Source organism: Lachnoclostridium sp. Marseille-P6806 (assembly GCF_900625025.1).
Lineage (GTDB): Bacteria > Bacillota > Clostridia > Lachnospirales > Lachnospiraceae > CAG-791.
Genome location: NZ_LR130575.1, coordinates 135846 through 152322 on the forward strand (window position 1 = coordinate 135846; position 16477 = coordinate 152322).

13 protein-coding genes are annotated in these 16477 nt (G+C 59.5%); all 13 read left to right on the plus strand.

Features of this window, described 5'->3' with window-relative positions; genetic code table 11:
- The first annotated feature begins 72 nt into the window (after nucleotides 1-72).
- The 13 genes from E0E20_RS02960 (at nucleotide 73) to E0E20_RS03020 (ending at nucleotide 16359) form a co-directional block, all read left to right on the plus strand.
- A complete protein-coding gene (locus E0E20_RS02960; RefSeq protein WP_130836598.1) occupies nucleotides 73-1599 on the plus strand; it encodes a UDP-N-acetylmuramoyl-L-alanyl-D-glutamate--2,6-diaminopimelate ligase in 1527 nt (508 codons plus the stop codon).
- Between the two features lie 57 nt (nucleotides 1600-1656).
- Complete coding sequence (gene priA / locus E0E20_RS02965; RefSeq protein WP_242622633.1) at nucleotides 1657-3975, plus strand: replication restart helicase PriA; 2319 nt, start codon at nucleotides 1657-1659, stop codon at nucleotides 3973-3975.
- 50 nt (nucleotides 3976-4025) lie between these two features.
- Nucleotides 4026-4571: a peptide deformylase gene (def, locus tag E0E20_RS02970; protein WP_130836599.1), complete on the plus strand. Its 546-nt coding sequence runs from the start codon at nucleotides 4026-4028 to the stop codon at nucleotides 4569-4571.
- An 18-nt stretch (nucleotides 4572-4589) separates the two neighbouring features.
- On the plus strand, nucleotides 4590-5525 hold the full coding sequence (gene fmt / locus E0E20_RS02975; protein WP_130836600.1) for a methionyl-tRNA formyltransferase: 936 nt from the start codon (nucleotides 4590-4592) through the stop codon (nucleotides 5523-5525).
- Nucleotides 5526-5559: 34 nt separating this feature from the next.
- Nucleotides 5560-6975: a 16S rRNA (cytosine(967)-C(5))-methyltransferase RsmB gene (rsmB, locus tag E0E20_RS02980; protein WP_130836601.1), complete on the plus strand. Its 1416-nt coding sequence runs from the start codon at nucleotides 5560-5562 to the stop codon at nucleotides 6973-6975.
- A gap of 18 nt (nucleotides 6976-6993) precedes the next feature.
- Nucleotides 6994-8028 carry a 23S rRNA (adenine(2503)-C(2))-methyltransferase RlmN gene (gene rlmN / locus E0E20_RS02985; RefSeq protein WP_130836945.1) on the plus strand — a complete coding sequence of 345 codons (1035 nt, stop codon included), beginning with the start codon at nucleotides 6994-6996 and terminating at the stop codon, nucleotides 8026-8028.
- Between the two features lie 9 nt (nucleotides 8029-8037).
- Entirely contained in the window at nucleotides 8038-8781 is a 744-nt protein-coding gene (locus tag E0E20_RS02990; RefSeq protein ID WP_330508763.1) for a Stp1/IreP family PP2C-type Ser/Thr phosphatase, read from the plus strand.
- Between the two features lie 68 nt (nucleotides 8782-8849).
- Nucleotides 8850-11030, plus strand: a complete 2181-nt coding sequence (gene pknB, locus E0E20_RS02995) for a Stk1 family PASTA domain-containing Ser/Thr kinase (RefSeq protein WP_130836602.1) — start codon at nucleotides 8850-8852, stop codon at nucleotides 11028-11030.
- A 9-nt stretch (nucleotides 11031-11039) separates the two neighbouring features.
- The gene (rsgA, locus tag E0E20_RS03000) at nucleotides 11040-11942 is read left to right on the plus strand and encodes a ribosome small subunit-dependent GTPase A (protein WP_130836603.1); all 903 of its coding nucleotides are present in this window, start codon (nucleotides 11040-11042) and stop codon (nucleotides 11940-11942) included.
- A 239-nt stretch (nucleotides 11943-12181) separates the two neighbouring features.
- Complete coding sequence (locus E0E20_RS03005; RefSeq protein WP_130836604.1) at nucleotides 12182-12562, plus strand: GntR family transcriptional regulator; 381 nt, start codon at nucleotides 12182-12184, stop codon at nucleotides 12560-12562.
- Nucleotides 12537-13223 (plus strand): ABC transporter ATP-binding protein, encoded by a 687-nt coding sequence (locus E0E20_RS03010; protein ID WP_130836605.1) that lies wholly within the window; start codon nucleotides 12537-12539, stop codon nucleotides 13221-13223. Before E0E20_RS03005 ends, E0E20_RS03010 begins: the two co-directional genes overlap by 26 nt.
- A gap of 31 nt (nucleotides 13224-13254) precedes the next feature.
- On the plus strand, nucleotides 13255-14019 hold the full coding sequence (locus E0E20_RS03015; RefSeq protein ID WP_130836606.1) for a hypothetical protein: 765 nt from the start codon (nucleotides 13255-13257) through the stop codon (nucleotides 14017-14019).
- A gap of 435 nt (nucleotides 14020-14454) precedes the next feature.
- On the plus strand, nucleotides 14455-16359 hold the full coding sequence (locus tag E0E20_RS03020) for an EAL domain-containing protein (RefSeq protein WP_130836607.1): 1905 nt from the start codon (nucleotides 14455-14457) through the stop codon (nucleotides 16357-16359).
- Nucleotides 16360-16477 lie beyond the last annotated feature (118 nt).

Here is a 16477-nt window from a genome sequence, read left to right on the forward strand (position 1 = left end):
TTGTGTACATGAGATAACGATTCCCTAAAATTTCTAAAGTATTTATAAAAATAACACAGGATGGGACGACGGATGAAGAAACTTTCAGAACTGCTTGAGACATTGGAATACCGGCTTGAGAGAGCGGACGGCAGCCCGCTTTCGGGGAGCGCGGCGAAGGAGGCCCTTGGCGCCGGAATCATCGATATCACGAACGATTCCCGAAGCGCTGCGGAGGGCACGCTGTTTTTCTGCATCGCCGGGGCGAACCGGAACGGTCATGATTTTGCCGCCGAGGTGACGGAGCGGGGGGCGAGAGCACTGGTGATCGGGAGGGATGTCGAGCTTGCCTCGGTTTCCGAGGAGAAAAAAAGAGATCTGATTCTCGTAAGAGTACCGGATACCCGCTATGCCATGGCGTTTATATCCGCCGCGTGGTTCGGACATCCGGCGGAGCGGCTGCGTGTCATCGGCGTGACCGGAACCAAGGGAAAGACGACGACGACCTATCTCATCAAAAGCATTCTGGAGAAGGCGGGGCGCCGGGTCGGGCTCATCGGAACCATCGAGACTGTGATTGGGGACAGACATATCCCCGCGGCCAATACGACGCCGGAATCGCTGGTTTTGCAGAGAACCTTTGCGGAGATGGCGGAGGCCGGGATGGAGATTGTCGTGATGGAGGTCTCCTCGCAGGCGCTCATGCTCCACCGGACGCAGGGCTTCCGCTTTGATATCGGCGTATTCACGAATCTGGAGCCGGATCATATCGGGCCGAACGAGCACCGGGATTTCCATGAATATATGCACTGCAAGAGCCTGCTGTTCCGTCAGTGCCGCATCGGCATTGTCAACGGGGACGACGGGCATCTCCCCGGAATTCTGGAGGGACATCTCTGTGAGGTGGAGACGTTCGGACTGGGGGAGGGAAATGATCTGCGGGCAAAAGATCTGCGCCTCCTGCACCGGCCGGGCGAGCTGGGGATCGCCTTTTCTACGGAGGGCCTGCTCGCCCTTTCGGCGGAGGTTCCGACGCCGGGACGCTTCAGTGTGTATAATGCGCTGTGCGCGATCGCCGTGGCGCGCCGTTTCGGCGTCTCGGCGGAGGAGATCCGGGCGGCTCTCCCCGGCGTGAGAGTGCGGGGACGGATCGAGATGATTCCGGTGAGCGATACGTTCACGCTGATGATTGACTATGCGCACAACGCGATGGCGCTGGAGAGCCTCCTCACCACGCTCCGGGCCTATCAGCCGCACCGGCTGGTCTGTCTCTTCGGCTGCGGGGGCAACCGGAGCCGCCAGCGGCGCTATGAGATGGGGGAGGTGAGCGGGCGGCTCTCGGACCTCACGGTCATCACCTCCGACAATCCCCGGAACGAGGAGCCCATGGCGATCATTGCGGATATCCGCACGGGCATCGGGCGGACGGACGGCGCGTTTGTGGAAATTCCCGACCGACGGGAGGCGATCCGCTATGTGATAGAGCACGGGGAGCCGGGAGATATCATCGTGCTTGCGGGCAAGGGACATGAGGATTATCAGGAGATCCGCGGAGTGAAATACCCGATGGATGAAAGGGAGATCATCGCGGAGATCCTTAAGGAAAAGCCGGAGGAGTGAGGGCGGCCCGTTTCCGGGTCCTCCGGGACGGACGCCGGAGCCGGAGAAAGGTGCGGGATGAAGCGGATGGAAGAGCGGGAAGAATTTGCGGATATCATCATTGACATATCGCACGAGCGGCTGGATCATCCGTTTACCTACCGCGTGCCGGAGGCTCTCCGGGGGCGTCTTTCTCCCGGAGACCGCGTCCGCATTCCGTTCGGAAGAGGGAATACGGAGCGGTTCGGCTACTGCATTGAATTAAAGAGCGAGTGCGGATATCCGGCATCCGGAATCAAGGAAATCCTCTCCGTCTGCGAAGACGGCGGGAATGCGCCGGACGGGGCGGGAGCCCGGGATCCGAGAGAGACGGCGCTGCGGCTCGCGCTGTGGATGAAAGAGACCTATGGGAGCACAGCCATCACGGCGCTGAAAACCGTTCTCCCGATCCGGCGTGCGGCCCGCCCCGAGGAGCGCCGCAGGGTGTGTCTCCTCCTTTCCCGAAAGGAGGCTGGGCAGGCTCTGGAGCTCTGCCGCAAAAAACATCAGACGGCAAGAGCGCGTCTTCTCGAGGGGCTTCTCCTGTCGCCGGAGCAGCCGTATTCCCTCCTTGTTTCTCGGCTTCATCTCACTGCGGCGGTGATCCGGGCGGCGGAAAAGGCGGGACTCATACAGATTGAGACGGAGCGGTCGCTGCGGAATCCGGTCCGCGGGATGGAGGCAGCGCGGACGGCGGAGGTGCTGAGCGCCGGCCAGCAGGCGGCGGCGGACGGCGTGCTCGCGGATCTGGATGCGGGAAAGACGACGGTGTCTCTGCTTCACGGCATCACGGGCAGCGGCAAGACAGAGGTCTACATCCGGATCATCGAGGGTGCCGTGGCAAGAGGACGGCAGGCGATCATGTTGATTCCGGAGATCGCGCTCAGCTACCAGACGCTGCTGCGTTTTTACGGACACTTTGGCGACCGGGTCACGGTTATGAACTCCACGCTGTCCGACGGGGAAAAATACGATCAGTTTGAGCGGGCCCGCCGCGGGGAGGTCGATGTCGTGATCGGCCCCCGCTCCGCGCTGTTTACACCGTTTCCGAATCTGGGGGTCATTGTCCTCGACGAGGAGCATGCGGGGAGCTACAAGAACGAGACGATGCCGAAATACCATGCGCGGGAGACGGCGATCCGGCTCGCCGGGCTGTGCGGTGCCTGCGTCGTGCTGGGGTCGGCGACGCCCTCCATGGAATCCCGCTACCAGGCAGAGTGCGGCAGCTACCGGATGTACCGCCTCGGGGAGCGCCTGACGGGAGGGAGTCTTCCGGCGGTCCGGATTGCGGATATGCGGCGCGAGCTGGCGCAGGGGAACCGGACGATTTTCTCGGAGGAGCTGCAATCCCTCATGGAGGACCGGCTTCGCAGAAATGAGCAGATCATGCTGTTTCTCAACCGGAGAGGGGTGGTCGGCTCCGTCTCGTGCAGGGCCTGCGGGCATGTTCTGCTCTGCCCGCACTGCGCCGTCTCGCTTACGGAGCACGGCAGGGACCGGCATCTGGTCTGTCACTACTGCGGCTATACGCAGCCGGCAGTCCGGCGCTGTCCGGAGTGCGGCTCTCCCTATATCGCGGGCTTCCGTATCGGCACGGAGCGCGTGGAGGAGAACGTGCGGGAGCTCTTTCCCGGGACGCGGGTGCTGCGGATGGACGCCGATACGACGGCGCAGAAGCATTCCCATGAGCAGATTCTCTCCCGCTTCGCGGACGGCGAAGCGGATATTCTCATCGGGACGCAGATGATCGTCAAGGGACACGATTTCTCCGGGGTCACGCTGGTCGGCGTTCTGATGGCTGATCTCTCGCTGCATGCGGGCGATTACCGGGCGGCGGAAAGAACCTTTCAGCTTCTCACGCAGGCTGCGGGACGCGCAGGCCGGGGAGAGCGCCCGGGTGAGGTGGTGATCCAGACATACGATCCCGGAAATTATGCGGTGCGCTACGCGGCGAAGCATGACTACGAGGGCTTTTACCGGGAGGAAATGGGCTACCGCAGGCTCCTTGGCTATCCGCCGGTCTGCCATATGCTGGCCGTGCAGGTGCAGGGCGAGGATGCGGATGCCGCCCTCGCCATGGCCGGAGAGATCCGGGCTGCGGCGGAGCGGGAGAGGGAGGAGAGCGGCGGGGCAGATGCCGTGCTGCTCGGGCCGTCGGAGGCCGCGCTCGCCCGTGCGCGCGACCTGTACCGCTATGTGGTCTATATCAAACACCCGAAATATGATACACTTGTTCGGTATAAGGACAGGATTGAGAGCCGTCTGGGAACAGGCGGAGAGGGCGGCAACGTCACGTGCGCTCCCCGCGGCAGAGCCTGCCAGATCCAGTTTGATTTTGATCCGATGAATCCGTTCTGAGGCTTCGGGCGCTCTGCGGGACGGCTTGTTTTGAAAAGGAGAGTATGATTATGGCAATTCGCAGTATCCGTGAGGAGGGGGACCCGGTTTTGTCCAAGCGGGCAAAGGAAGTGGCGGAGATCACGCCCCGCATCCGTGAGATGGCGGCGGATATGCTGGAGACCATGTATGACGCGGGCGGGGTCGGCCTCGCCGCGCCGCAGATCGGCGTGCTGAAGCGCATGGTGGTGATCGACTGCTCGGAGGAGCAGGATCAGCCGCTTGTCCTGATCAATCCCGTGATCGTGGAATCCAGCGGGGAGCAGACCGGCTATGAGGGCTGTCTTTCCGTTCCGGGAAAGTCCGGGGTGGTCACGCGGCCGTCTTATGTCAGGGTAAAGGCTATGGACCTCGAGGGCAGGCCGCTTGAGCTCGAGGGCACGGAGCTTCTGGCGAGGGCGTTCTGTCATGAGATCGATCATCTGGACGGTCATATGTACACAGAGCTGGTCGAGGGTGAGCTCATCGACAATGAGCTGCTTACGCGGCAGAACGAGGCGCAGGAACAGAATTCGGAGCAGAATCAGGCTCAGCAGCAAAATCAGAATCAGGAGTAAGGGCAGAGAGGTCAGCAAATGAGAATCATCTTTATGGGAACGCCGGATTTTGCCGTGGCGCCCCTCGAGGCCCTGATGCAGGCGGGAGAGGAAGTCTGCCTTGTCGTCACGCAGCCGGATCGGGCGCGGGGACGGGGGCGTGAAATGGAGAAGACGCCGGTCAAGCGCTGTGCGGAGAAGTGGGGCATTCCGGTTTTTCAGCCGGACCGCATCAGGAATCCTGAGGCGGCGGCGCGTCTCCGGGAGGAGGACTGCGATCTCATTGTGGTCGCAGCATTCGGTCAGATTCTTTCGCAGGAAATTCTGAATATTCCGCCGCGGGGGGCGGTCAATGTACACGCCTCGCTCCTGCCGAAATACCGGGGTGCGGCGCCGATTCAGCAGGCTGTCATCGACGGGGAGAAAGAGTCCGGCGTGACCATCATGCAGATGGACGCGGGGCTCGACACGGGGGATATCCTGTTTCAGGAGAGGATCCCGCTTGCACCGAAAGAGACCGGTGAGAGCCTGTATGAAAAACTGGCGGCGCTCGGCGGGGAGCTTCTTGTGAAAGCCCTCCCGGCCATCGCCGCGGGGGAGCTTACGCGGATTCCGCAGGATGAAAGGCTCTCGAGCTACGCCGGAATGCTGCGCAGGGATATGGGGACGGTGGACTGGAACGAGTCCGCCGCCGTCATCGAGCGGCGGATCCGTGGGCTCAATCCGTGGCCCTGCGCCTGCACGGTGTTCCGGGGGAAGAAGCTCAAGCTCTGGGCGGGAGATGCGGGAGAGCAGACGGAAGAGGATGCGCTTCTGCCCGGGACGGTCGCCGGAACCGACCGCGGGCACATCTATGTCAGCACCAGCGACGGCGTGCTTGCGCTCACGGAGGTGCAGCTTGAGGGGAAAAAGCGGATCTCCGCGGAGGAGTTTCTGAGGGGATACCCGGTGAAGCGGGGAGAACGGCTCGGCTGACCGCGGGAAACAAGAGAAAGCGGAGAGAGGACTCATGGAACGGAACAGCAGAAATACGGTTCTCCGCATTTTGATGGAGACGGAGCGCGATCCGGTTCGCTTCTCCGCGGAGCTCCGGCGGGCGCTCGATGAGCGCGCGGAGCTGCCGGAGAACCAGAGAGCGTTTCTCAAGCGGCTTGCGGAGGGGTGCCTCGGCGACCGCCTGCGCCTTGATGCGGTGATCGATCGCTTTTCAAGGCAGCCTGCGGCTCGACTCCGGCCCGCCATACGCTGGATTCTGCGCATGGGAATCTATCAGATTCTTTATATGGACGCGGTGCCCGATGCGGCGGCCTGCAACGAGCAGGTGAAGCTCGCGAGGCGGTATGGCTTTGGAAACCTCGCCGGCTTCGTCAATGCGGTGCTGCGGCGCGTGGCCGCCGAAAAAGAGAGCCTGCGCGCGGAACTCTCCTCCGGGCGGACGGATATCCGCTATTCGATTCCGGACTGGATCCTTGCGCTCTGGCGGGAACAGCAGGGCGGGCAGCGCGCAGAGGAGATTGCGGAGATGATGAACCGGATCCGCCCCGTCACGATACGGCTCCGGGAATTTCTGTCTCCCGCCCGACGGGAGCGTCTCCTTGCAGAGCTCGCGGCAGCCGGTGCGGAGCCCGTCCCCTCCCGCTGGCTCCCGTATGCCTTTTCTCTGCGCGGCACAGCGGATATCCGGAGGCTCCCGGGCTTTGCCGAGGGGGCTTTCACGGTGCAGGACGAGAGCTCGCAGCTCTGCGCGGAGGCGGCGGGCATACGGGGCGGGGAGACCGTCTATGACGTCTGTGCGGCGCCGGGCGGCAAAGCCATGCACTGCGCGGATAAGCTCCTTGCCTGTGCGGCGGCAGGCAAGGACGGCGGAGGCCTTTCCGGCGCGGGTGGACTTCCGGCGGGCGCTTTGCATGCGGGCCGGGTGTTTGCCTTTGATCAGTACCCGGGAAAGCTTCGCCGCATCGAGGAAAATCTGGAGCGCATGGGGCTTTCGTCTCTGGTTACGGCGGGAATACGGGATGCGCGTGCCAAAATCCCGGAGAGCGAGAGGAAAACTGCGGATCTTGTGATCTGCGACGCTCCCTGCTCCGGGCTTGGCGTCATGGGGCGCAAGCAGGGTATCCGCTACCGCGTGACGCGGGAGGATCTGGATGTACTGGCGCACCTGCAGAGGGAGATTCTGCGCCGGGCCGCCGGCTACGGAAAGCCGGGCGGCGTTCTGATTTACAGCACCTGCACGATCAACAGGATGGAGAATGAGGAGAACGCGGAGTTTATCGAGCGCGAGCTGGGACTGCTCCCGGATCCGCTGAAAGGGCTGCTGCCGGAGGGACTTCCAGGGATCCGGGGCAATACCGTGCAGCTTATGCCGGATATTCACGGGACAGACGGCTTTTTCATCGCCAGATTCCGTTTTCCGGAACGGTAGGGCCGCTCCGCTGTGGAGATGCGTATGACGGATATCAAATCACTGACGCCCGGGGAGCTCCGGCTCTATCTGGAGAGCTTTCATATGCCGCGGTACCGCGCGGATCAGATTTTTCGCTGGATCCATGTGCAGCTTGCGCGGAATTTTGATGAGATGACCAATCTTCCCGCTACGCTTCGGACGGGGCTCCGGGAGAGCTTTGCGTGGAACACGCTCCGCATGGAGGACAGGCAGATCTCGGCGCTTGACGGTACGCAGAAGTTTCTGTTCGCCCTTCCCGACGGAAATTTTGTCGAGAGCGTGTTCATGCGCTACCGCTTCGGCAACAGCGTCTGCATCTCCTCGCAGGTCGGCTGCCGCATGGGGTGCCGGTTCTGTGCGTCCACGCTGAACGGCTGGGAGCGGAACCTCGCCGCCTCCGAGATGCTGGAGCAGATCTATGAAATACGGCGGATCACCGGGGAGAAAATATCGCATGTGGTGGTGATGGGAACCGGGGAGCCTCTGGACAATTACGACAATCTGGTCCGCTTTCTCCGTCTTCTTTGCTGTGAGGAGGGGATGAATCTCAGCCAGAGGAGCATCACCGTCTCTACCTGCGGCATTGTTCCCCGGATCCGGAAGCTTGCCCGCGAGGGGCTGCAGATCACGCTGGCGCTCTCCCTGCATGCGGTGACGGATGAGAGGCGGCGGGAAATCATGCCGGTCGCGGAGACCTATACCATCGAGGAGACGATGTCCGCGCTGCGCTTTTATTATGAGACGACCGGCAGGCAGGTGACGTTTGAGTACACGCTGATCCGGGGCGTGAACGATTCCGTCTCCGATGCGGAGGGACTGTCCGCGCTGGCGCTCTCCCTGCGGGCGCATGTCAACCTGATCCCGGTCAACCCCGTAAAGGAGCGCGGCTATGTGGAAACGGGCGCAGAGGCCGTGCAGGCGTTCAAAAACAGACTTGAAAAAAGCGGCGTTAATGTTACTATTAGGAGAGAGATGGGCAGAGACATTGACGGTGCTTGCGGGCAGTTAAGACGCAGGCACATTTTGTCGTAACGGAGAATTATGCTGAAATCGGCCGCGATCACCAATATCGGACAGAAACGAAAACTGAATCAGGACAGCTTCTACACCTCGGATGCCCCGGTGGGCAGATTTCCAAATCTGTATATCGTGGCGGACGGCATGGGCGGCCATCGGGCCGGGGACTTTGCCTCCCGCTATGCGGTGGACCGGGTGGTGGAGGCGATCCGCAGCTCCGACCGCGGGGAGCCGCGGGAACTGGTGCAGCGGGCGTTGGCAGAGGCAAACCGCGGACTTCGCGATACGGCGGCCGAGCATGAGGAATATTACGGCATGGGAACGACCTTTGTGCTGTGCACGGTGGACGGGGACCGGATGATGGCCGTCAACGTCGGGGACAGCAGGCTGTACATTGTCTCGGCGGACGGAACGATCCGGCAGGTGACGGTGGATCACTCTCTTGTGGAGGAAATGGTTCTTGCCGGGGGGCTTGATAAGCGGGTTGCGAGAACGCACCCGGACAAGAACATCATCACCCGGGCGGTCGGCGCGGAGGAGGAGCTTATGCTCGACTATTTTTCCGAGACGATCCGCAGCGGCGACACCATACTGATGTGTACCGACGGCCTCACCAACATGGTCGAGGATGAACGGATCGCGCAGATTGTTCATGAGGACGGCACGGAGGACGAGCGGGCCAGAGAGCTGGTGAATGAGGCGAACCGGAACGGGGGACGGGATAATATTACGGTAATTCTGATTGAACCATATCCGATGGGAGAGTAGCCCTGCCGTTTCTGCGGGAGGCAGCAGAAGAGCCGGCGCTGCACAGCAGCCGCGCAATGAGGTTTTGAATGATTAAGATAGGAATGTTGATCGCCGATCGTTATGAGGTTCTTGAAAAAATCGGAACGGGCGGGATGTCGGATGTCTATAAGGCGAAAGACCACAAGCTGAACCGCTTTGTCGCCGTCAAGGTCATGAAGCAGGAGTTTGCGGACAATGCGAATTTCGTCTCCAAATTCCGCGTGGAGGCGCAGGCGGCCGCCGGGCTGATGCACCCGAATATTGTCAATGTCTATGACGTCGGAGAGGAAAAGGGCGTCTATTACATTGTCATGGAGCTGGTCGACGGGATCACGCTCAAAAAATATATCGAAAAAAAGGCCAGACTCTCGGTCCGGGAGGCGGTCAGCATCGCGATACAGGTCTCCATGGGACTGGACGCGGCGCACAGAAATCATGTCATTCACCGGGATATCAAGCCCCAGAACATCATCATTTCCAAAGACGGCAAGGTCAAGGTCACGGATTTCGGCATTGCGAAAGCGGCGACCAGCAATACGATCACATCCAATGTCATGGGCTCCGTTCACTACACCTCGCCCGAGCAGGCGCGCGGTGGGTACAGCGACGAGAAGAGCGACATTTATTCTCTCGGCATCACGCTGTTTGAAATGCTGACCGGGCGTGTCCCTTTCAACGGGGAGACGACGGTGGCGATCGCCATCAAGCACATCCAGCAGCCGATGCCCTCTCCCTGCGGCTTTGTCCCGGAAATCCCCCGCAGCGTGGAACAGATTGTCCTGAAATGCTGCGAGAAGAGTCCGGACCGCCGCTATCAGAGCATGCCGGAGCTCATTGCGGATCTGAAAGAATCGCTCCTCCATCCGGAGGAGGACTTTGTTCAGCGCGTGGATCCCGATGAGGAATCGGCGACACGCATGGCGACGGAGCGCGACCGCAGAGATATCCGCGGACAGTATGACCGGCGTCCCGAGCGTCCCGCTCCGGAGGAGCTGGACGACCCGGAGGAGATCGCACCCAGACGGCCGCGCGAGGGACGGCCGCGCAGCGCAGAGCCGATGCGGCTTGAGCGCGATGTGCGCCGCCGCTACGAAAAGGATGATTACGGGGACGACTTTAATGACGACGAGGACGATTACAGCCCCCGCATGGAGCGGCTTACCACCATTCTTTCCGTGCTGGCGGCGCTTCTCATCGGTCTTGTGATCATTTTCCTCGCGGGCCGCGCCATGGGCTTTTGGGGAAATGCCTCCGGGACGGATGACACCCGTGCGGAATCCGGCATGGTGGTCTTCCCGGACGGGATCGTCGGCAAGGATGTGGAAACGGCGAAAACAGAGCTTGAAAATCTGGGGCTTGTGCCGCAGGTGATCTATGCGCAGTCTTCGGAGTACGAATCCGGGAAAGTCATCTCCGCAAGCGCGGAGGCGGGGGCGGAGCTTGCCTCCGGCACGGCGGTGGAGCTGACGGTAAGCGCCGGGACAGACGGAACCATGGTCGACGTTCCGGATGTAAAGGGACAGGACAAGGCGGTCGCCAAGTCCCAGCTTGCGCAGAAAGGCTTTAAGGTCAATGTGCAGGAGCTGCCGAGCGCGGATGTAGAGGCAGGCATCGTGATATCGCAGGATCCGGAGGGGAACAGCACCGCGCTGAGCGGAACGGTGGTTACGATCACTGTCAGCTCCGGCGAGGATACGACCGGCAAGGTGGCGGTGCCTACGCTCACGGGAATGACGGAGGAGGACGCTATGGCGCTCCTCGTGGAATCCGGTCTGGCGCTCGGCGAGGTCACGGAGGTGGACAGCGACGACAACAATCTGAAAGGGCTTGTGACGGAGCAGAGCGAGAAGCCGCGCAGCTATGTCGAGGAGGGGACGAAAGTCAACATCACGGTCGTCCGGGACAAGGCTGCGACATACAGTTACAGCGGAGACATCGCGGCGCCCTCCGCGGCGGAGAATCCGAATTACCGCCCGGGAACGCCGGTCTATGTCGTGATCATTGCGGCGGACGGTACGACGCTGCTCAATACGACCTACGACAGCTTCCCGCAGGCGTTCAGCATTCTCCATGTCTCCTCCGCCACGGCGACGCTTCAGATGACATGGGCCTATACGGCGGATTCGACGGTGACGACGGATCCCTCCACCGGTGCGGCGGTCACGGCGCCGGGCGGCACCAGTCAGCAGACAATCACCCGGGCGCTGACATTTACACCGGATACCTGAGGAGGCGCTTTGCAGGGAAAGATCATCCGAAGCCTCTCCGGCTTTTATGAAGTGCATACCGGGACGGAGCAGTACCGCTGCCGGGCGAGGGGTGTGTTCCGTTCGATGGGCGTAAAGCCGTTAGTGGGGGACGATGTTCTTTTTGACGTGACGGATCTTGCTTCCGAGCCGAAAGAGGGGAATGTGACGCGCATCCTGCCCCGGAGGAATCAGCTTCTGCGTCCGAGCGTGGCAAATGTCGATCAGGCGCTTCTTGTCTTTGCCATTACCCGGCCTGCGCCGAGCTATAATATGCTTGACCGTTTTCTTATCGCGATGCAGGAGGCGGGGCTGCCCGCCATGCTCTGCTTCAATAAGGCCGATCTCGCCGGTGAGGCGGAGAGGAATGAGCTGCGCGAGATTTATGAGCACTGCGACGCGTCCGTCCTGTTCATGAGCACGCGGGATCCGGCGGACGTAGAGCGGCTCCGGGAGCGGCTCGCGGGAAAGACGACCGTTTTTACCGGTCCCTCCGGCGTCGGAAAGTCGACGCTGATCAATCTTTTGTGCCCTGACGCGCAGATGGAGACCGGCGAGCTCACACGCAAGATTCAGAGAGGAAAGAATACCACGCGTCATGTGGAGATTTTCTCGGCGGGGGACGGCGCCTATGTCTGCGATACGCCGGGCTTTACCTCGCTTTTTCTCGAGGGGATCGGCGCAGAGCAGCTGCGGGACTGCTATCCGGAGTTCGAGGGACCGGCGGCGCAGTGCCGCTTTCACGGCTGCCGGCATCTGGAGGAGCCCGGATGTGCCGTGCGGCAGGCCGCCCGGGAGGGAGCGATTTCAAGAATCCGCTACGAGAATTACCGTGAGCTGTATGAGGAACTGAAAAGCAGAAAACCGGTATACCGGAAAGATGCGCCGCGCTGACCGCCCTGAGGGGGACGCCGTCCGCGCCGGGCTGCGAATGCGAAAATTCTGAATGTAAAAGTTCTAAATATAAAAGCTCTGAATGTGAAAGCTCTCCCTGCGGGGAGGGTTTTTTGCGGCTTACAGGACAAAACGGGCTTATAGGAAAAATGTGCCGGCAATTTTTTACGTATCGCTGTTGACGAATACTTTCCTAGCGCACTAATATAATAGTGCACTAGGAAAGAGAGGAGGACAGAATGAATTATGACGCATCCATTCCGATCTACCTGCAGGTCGTGACCGCGATCCGAAAGGACATTGCATCCGGCGTGCTTCGGGCCGGCGACAAGCTGCCGTCCGGGCGCGATCTGGCAATCCGCTATCGGATCAATCCCAACACTTCCGTCCGGGTATATCAGGTACTCGAGCAGGAGGGAATCTGTCACACAAAGCGGGGGCTGGGAACCTTTGTCAATGAGGATCCCGGTCTGGTCGACAGGATAAGGCAGGAGATGGCGGATGAGCTGCTCGCATACTTCATGCAGAATATGCGGGAGCTCGGCTTTACGACAGAGGAAATTACGGACATGATACGGGAGGAGGAAAACAACGATGCTGGAAAGCAGAGCAATCAGTAAATATTTTTTGAATAAGAGGGCGCTGGAGGATGTGACGCTTCGGATCGAGCCGGGCAGAATCTATGCGCTTCTCGGACCGAACGGGAGCGGAAAAACGACATGGATGAAGATCGCCGCCTCGCTCACAAAGCCGAGCGCGGGAGAGATGCTCTTTGACGGAGATCCGGTCGGGATCTGCAGCCGCCGTTCTGTCGCCTATATGTCCACAGAGCCGTATTTCTATTCATGGATGACAATCCGCGACGTCGGGCGCTACTATGAGGACTTTTTCGAGGACTTTTCCATGGAGCTCTTCCGTGAGCTTTTGGGGAAAATGGAGCTCTCAGAGGAGCTGAAAGTAAAGAATCTTTCTTCGGGAATGATGGCAAAGCTGAAAATCGCCGTCACGATTGCACGGCGTGCGAGGGTATATCTTCTGGACGAGCCGCTGAACGGCATCGATCTGATCGCCAGAGACCGCATTATGGAGACGATTGTCGGCTCTCTCGAAGAGGGCGTCTCGCTGGTGCTGTCGAGCCATCTGGTCGAGGAAATCGAGACGGTTGTGGATACAGCGGTATTTATCCGCGGCGGGAAAATTGTGGAAATCTGTGATACGGAGAATCTGCGCTCGGAGCACGGGCAGTCGCTTGCGGACCGCTACCGGGAAATCATGCAGTGAGACGCTTCGGCGGATACAAAGGAGGATGTTTATGTTAACGCTGTTCAAATATGAGGTTCGGAAAACCCTGTCTCTTAAAATCGCTGTCATCGTGCTGACCTTTGTCATGGAAGCGATCTTTCTGATCGGTTTTCTGTCGGGAAAGGGGACGAATTTTCAGAACGACGGGAGTTATGTGGGATTCCTTATGGCGGGAACCATAGGGCTGATGTTCTGCGGACTGCTGGGGCCGCAGCTCTGGGCCCTGCAGAGTATTCAGCTTCTTTACAGGGAACTGAATTCCAAGCAGAGCTATATGCTGTTCATGACGCCGAACAGCAGCTACTCGATTCTCGGGGCGAAGTTCCTTGAGAGCATGCTTTCTGCTGTTGCCGGCGGTCTTTTCTTCATCGCGCTCGCCGCTGTCGATGTACTTCTTCTTGTTGTGAATACGGCGGGTATTCCGGGAGAGGCGTACCGCATGCTGCGGCTCGAGCTCGCTTCCGAGGGCCTGACGGCAAATGCGGCGCTCAGCGCTGCTCTGGGAATCCTTGTGTGGTGGATCAGCGTCATTGCAGCGGCATTTTTCTCCGTCGTTCTGCAGGCGGCGATTATGAACGGGAAGCGCTTCGGGGCGCTGATCAGCTTTGCCTTTTTTGTGGCCGTGTCCGTGCTCTGGGGATATCTGAAAGGCTTTGTGCTTCCGCACGGAAACGGACTGTCGGGACTGCTTCTTTTCATCGGCTTTGATGTTGTCATTGTGATCGCGCTTTACCTCTCGGCCGGCTGGATTATGGACCGGAAGCTGAGCGTATAAGCGTTCGGAGAACGGCGGTTTGGGCCCGCGCCGGAAGAAGCTGCCGAGAGCCGCCCGAAACAGAAGCTCATCGGCAGCCGGAACCAGAGGCTGCCGCCGCGGCGCAGGACCGCCGTTTACCTCTGCGCGGCGGTAAGACCGGCTGTTGTGCGGAGAGAAAGACTATGTTATTTTATAGACATATGGCAGAGGCGGGGAGACAGCGGTCTGTTTTTCCGCTGTCGGCGGAAAGGAAATCACATAGAATAGATGGAATATCACAGCAGGACAGAGCAGGCAATGGATCATTTCATAAAATGTCTGAATTTTTCGGGGGGGGGGTGGGCAGAATTGTAAGATTTTGCGCCTTGTTTTGTGTCTCTTTCTTTGCGAATCGAAAGCTTCCTGTGCAGAATTTCTGGATGCGCGGAAACAAAGCTGAGAGGGAGACGGGAAATGATCTTTCTATTTGCTGCGATTGATGTTCTGGTCATGCTGGCGCTTTTTGCAGATCGCTTTATGCGCAGAAAGCTGCCGGTCCGCCGCAGCCGGGTTTTTAATATTCTGATGTACAGTCATGTTCTCACCATGACGGCCAATCTGCTGTCCGCGCACATGAATGCCGGGCACAGACAACATTCTGTTGCACTTCTTGTTTTTCTGAATACTCTGTACATTCTCTGCATCGTGTTCAGGGCATACTTTTTTTATTACTATTCCATTCTGCTCTTCGGTCTGACTGCGCGGACGGAACGAATATTTGAACGAGCGGGACAGCTTCTGCTCGTCCTGCCGATTTTTGTGACGCTGGCGGACATGTGGAGGACGAGGGTATTTTATTTTGATCCTCTGGGTTACCGGCGCGGCAGCTTGATGTATCTGATTTTTTCCCAGACGATACTCTATGTTCTGATCTGCATTGTTCTGCTCTGGAAGCAGAGGAAACGCTTTACCGTATTCCAGATATATTTTGCCGCGCTGTATCTGCTGACGCTCTTTGTCGGGACTCTTGTGCGCGCGATGATGGAGCGGAACGTCGGCATGGGAATGTTCGGGAATCTGGCGATCGCCTTTGTATTCATCGCCTTTGAAAACCCGGATATTTATCAGCAGGGCAATACGGAGATGTTCAACGAGGATGCGCTGGAGGAAGCCCTTGAGGAGAGGCTGCCACGGGGCGCATACTGCTTTTTTGCGTTTAAGATAAGTCTCTATTACGAGAATATCGAGATCTGCGGGAAGGCGCAGGTCGACGCCGCCGTCATGGAGGTGGGACGCTTCCTGCAGGACCGCTATCCCGATGTCAGCATGTTCTATGCGGAGGGCAGGTTCTGCCTGCTCGGAGGGGCGGACTTTGATGCGGGAAAGACGGTGACGGAGCTGAAAGAGCGCTTCCGCCGTCCGTGGCGCTTCGGAAACTGGGAGTTTTATCTGACGCCGGTGTTTGCCGTGACCGATGATCGCTGCGGGATAACGTCTCATCTGGAGCTGATTCAGAGCATGAAGTCGATTCTGCTCCGGAGAGAGCGCGCCGGCTGCCGGGGATTCATGGTGACGCCGGAGGAGCTCGCAGAGGTCAAGCGGGACTGGCATGTCAAGCAGCTTCTTGCGGGCGCGGCACGGCAGAATATTGTGGAGATGTTCCTGCAGCCCATTGTGGATGCAAGGACGAGGAAGCTTGCGGGTGCAGAAGCTCTGATGCGCCTGCGTGATACAGACGGGAGCTGTGTGCTCCCGGATCAGTTTATTTCCCTGGCGGAGCAGAACGGAGCAATCGAGAGTCTCGGAAAACAGATTTTTGACCGCGCCTGCGCGTTCTTTGCGGAGCACAGCGAGAGACTCGGACTGCAGTGGATCAACGTCAATCTTTCCCCGGTGCAGTGCCTGAATCCGACGGTGCCCGGCGAGTTCCGCGCGATTGCCGGCCGATACGGGGTTCAGCCGGGACGGATTCATCTGGAAATTACCGAGGAGTCCTGCATTGACCGGCAGCGGCTCCTCCGGTTCATGAAGCAGATGGAGGAGGCGGGATTTATTTTTGCGCTGGATGATTACGGCAGTGGGTATTCCAATGCGTGCCGGATCAAGGAACTGCCTTTCCGTAACATCAAGCTGGATAAAGAGCTGGTATGGGATCATTTCCGGCAGCCGGACGCGATTCTCGAGATGACAATCAGCGCGTTTCGGAGTCTTAGCTACACCGTCACAGCGGAGGGCGTGGAGACGCGGGAGGCCGCGGATGAACTGGAACGGCTGGGCGTCGACTTCCTTCAGGGCTTTCTCTTTTCCAGACCGCTTCCGGTGGAAGAATTTCTGAGCGCCTGTGAGTCGCTTCATGCTCATACCTGTTGTCGTCGCTGATGTCCCTGTCCGCCGGTGAGCAGGGCCTCCGTGGGTCAGGATCATCGCGGCTGGACTTTCACCGTAAATTGCGGCAGCAGTATTGAAATTTGAAGCGGATCGATGTATTATCAATTTA

Coding starts and splice junctions, on each gene's coding strand:
- E0E20_RS03015 (WP_130836606.1), top strand. CDS start 13,255: ATGTTAACGCTGTTCAAATATGAGGTTCGGAAAACCCTGTCTCTTAAA.
- def (WP_130836599.1), top strand. CDS start 4,026: ATGGCAATTCGCAGTATCCGTGAGGAGGGGGACCCGGTTTTGTCCAAG.
- E0E20_RS03010 (WP_130836605.1), top strand. CDS start 12,537: ATGCTGGAAAGCAGAGCAATCAGTAAATATTTTTTGAATAAGAGGGCG.
- E0E20_RS03020 (WP_130836607.1), top strand. CDS start 14,455: ATGATCTTTCTATTTGCTGCGATTGATGTTCTGGTCATGCTGGCGCTT.
- E0E20_RS02990 (WP_330508763.1), top strand. CDS start 8,038: ATGCTGAAATCGGCCGCGATCACCAATATCGGACAGAAACGAAAACTG.
- fmt (WP_130836600.1), top strand. CDS start 4,590: ATGAGAATCATCTTTATGGGAACGCCGGATTTTGCCGTGGCGCCCCTC.
- pknB (WP_130836602.1), top strand. CDS start 8,850: ATGATTAAGATAGGAATGTTGATCGCCGATCGTTATGAGGTTCTTGAA.
- rsmB (WP_130836601.1), top strand. CDS start 5,560: ATGGAACGGAACAGCAGAAATACGGTTCTCCGCATTTTGATGGAGACG.
- rlmN (WP_130836945.1), top strand. CDS start 6,994: ATGCGTATGACGGATATCAAATCACTGACGCCCGGGGAGCTCCGGCTC.
- priA (WP_242622633.1), top strand. CDS start 1,657: ATGAAGCGGATGGAAGAGCGGGAAGAATTTGCGGATATCATCATTGAC.
- E0E20_RS03005 (WP_130836604.1), top strand. CDS start 12,182: ATGAATTATGACGCATCCATTCCGATCTACCTGCAGGTCGTGACCGCG.
- E0E20_RS02960 (WP_130836598.1), top strand. CDS start 73: ATGAAGAAACTTTCAGAACTGCTTGAGACATTGGAATACCGGCTTGAG.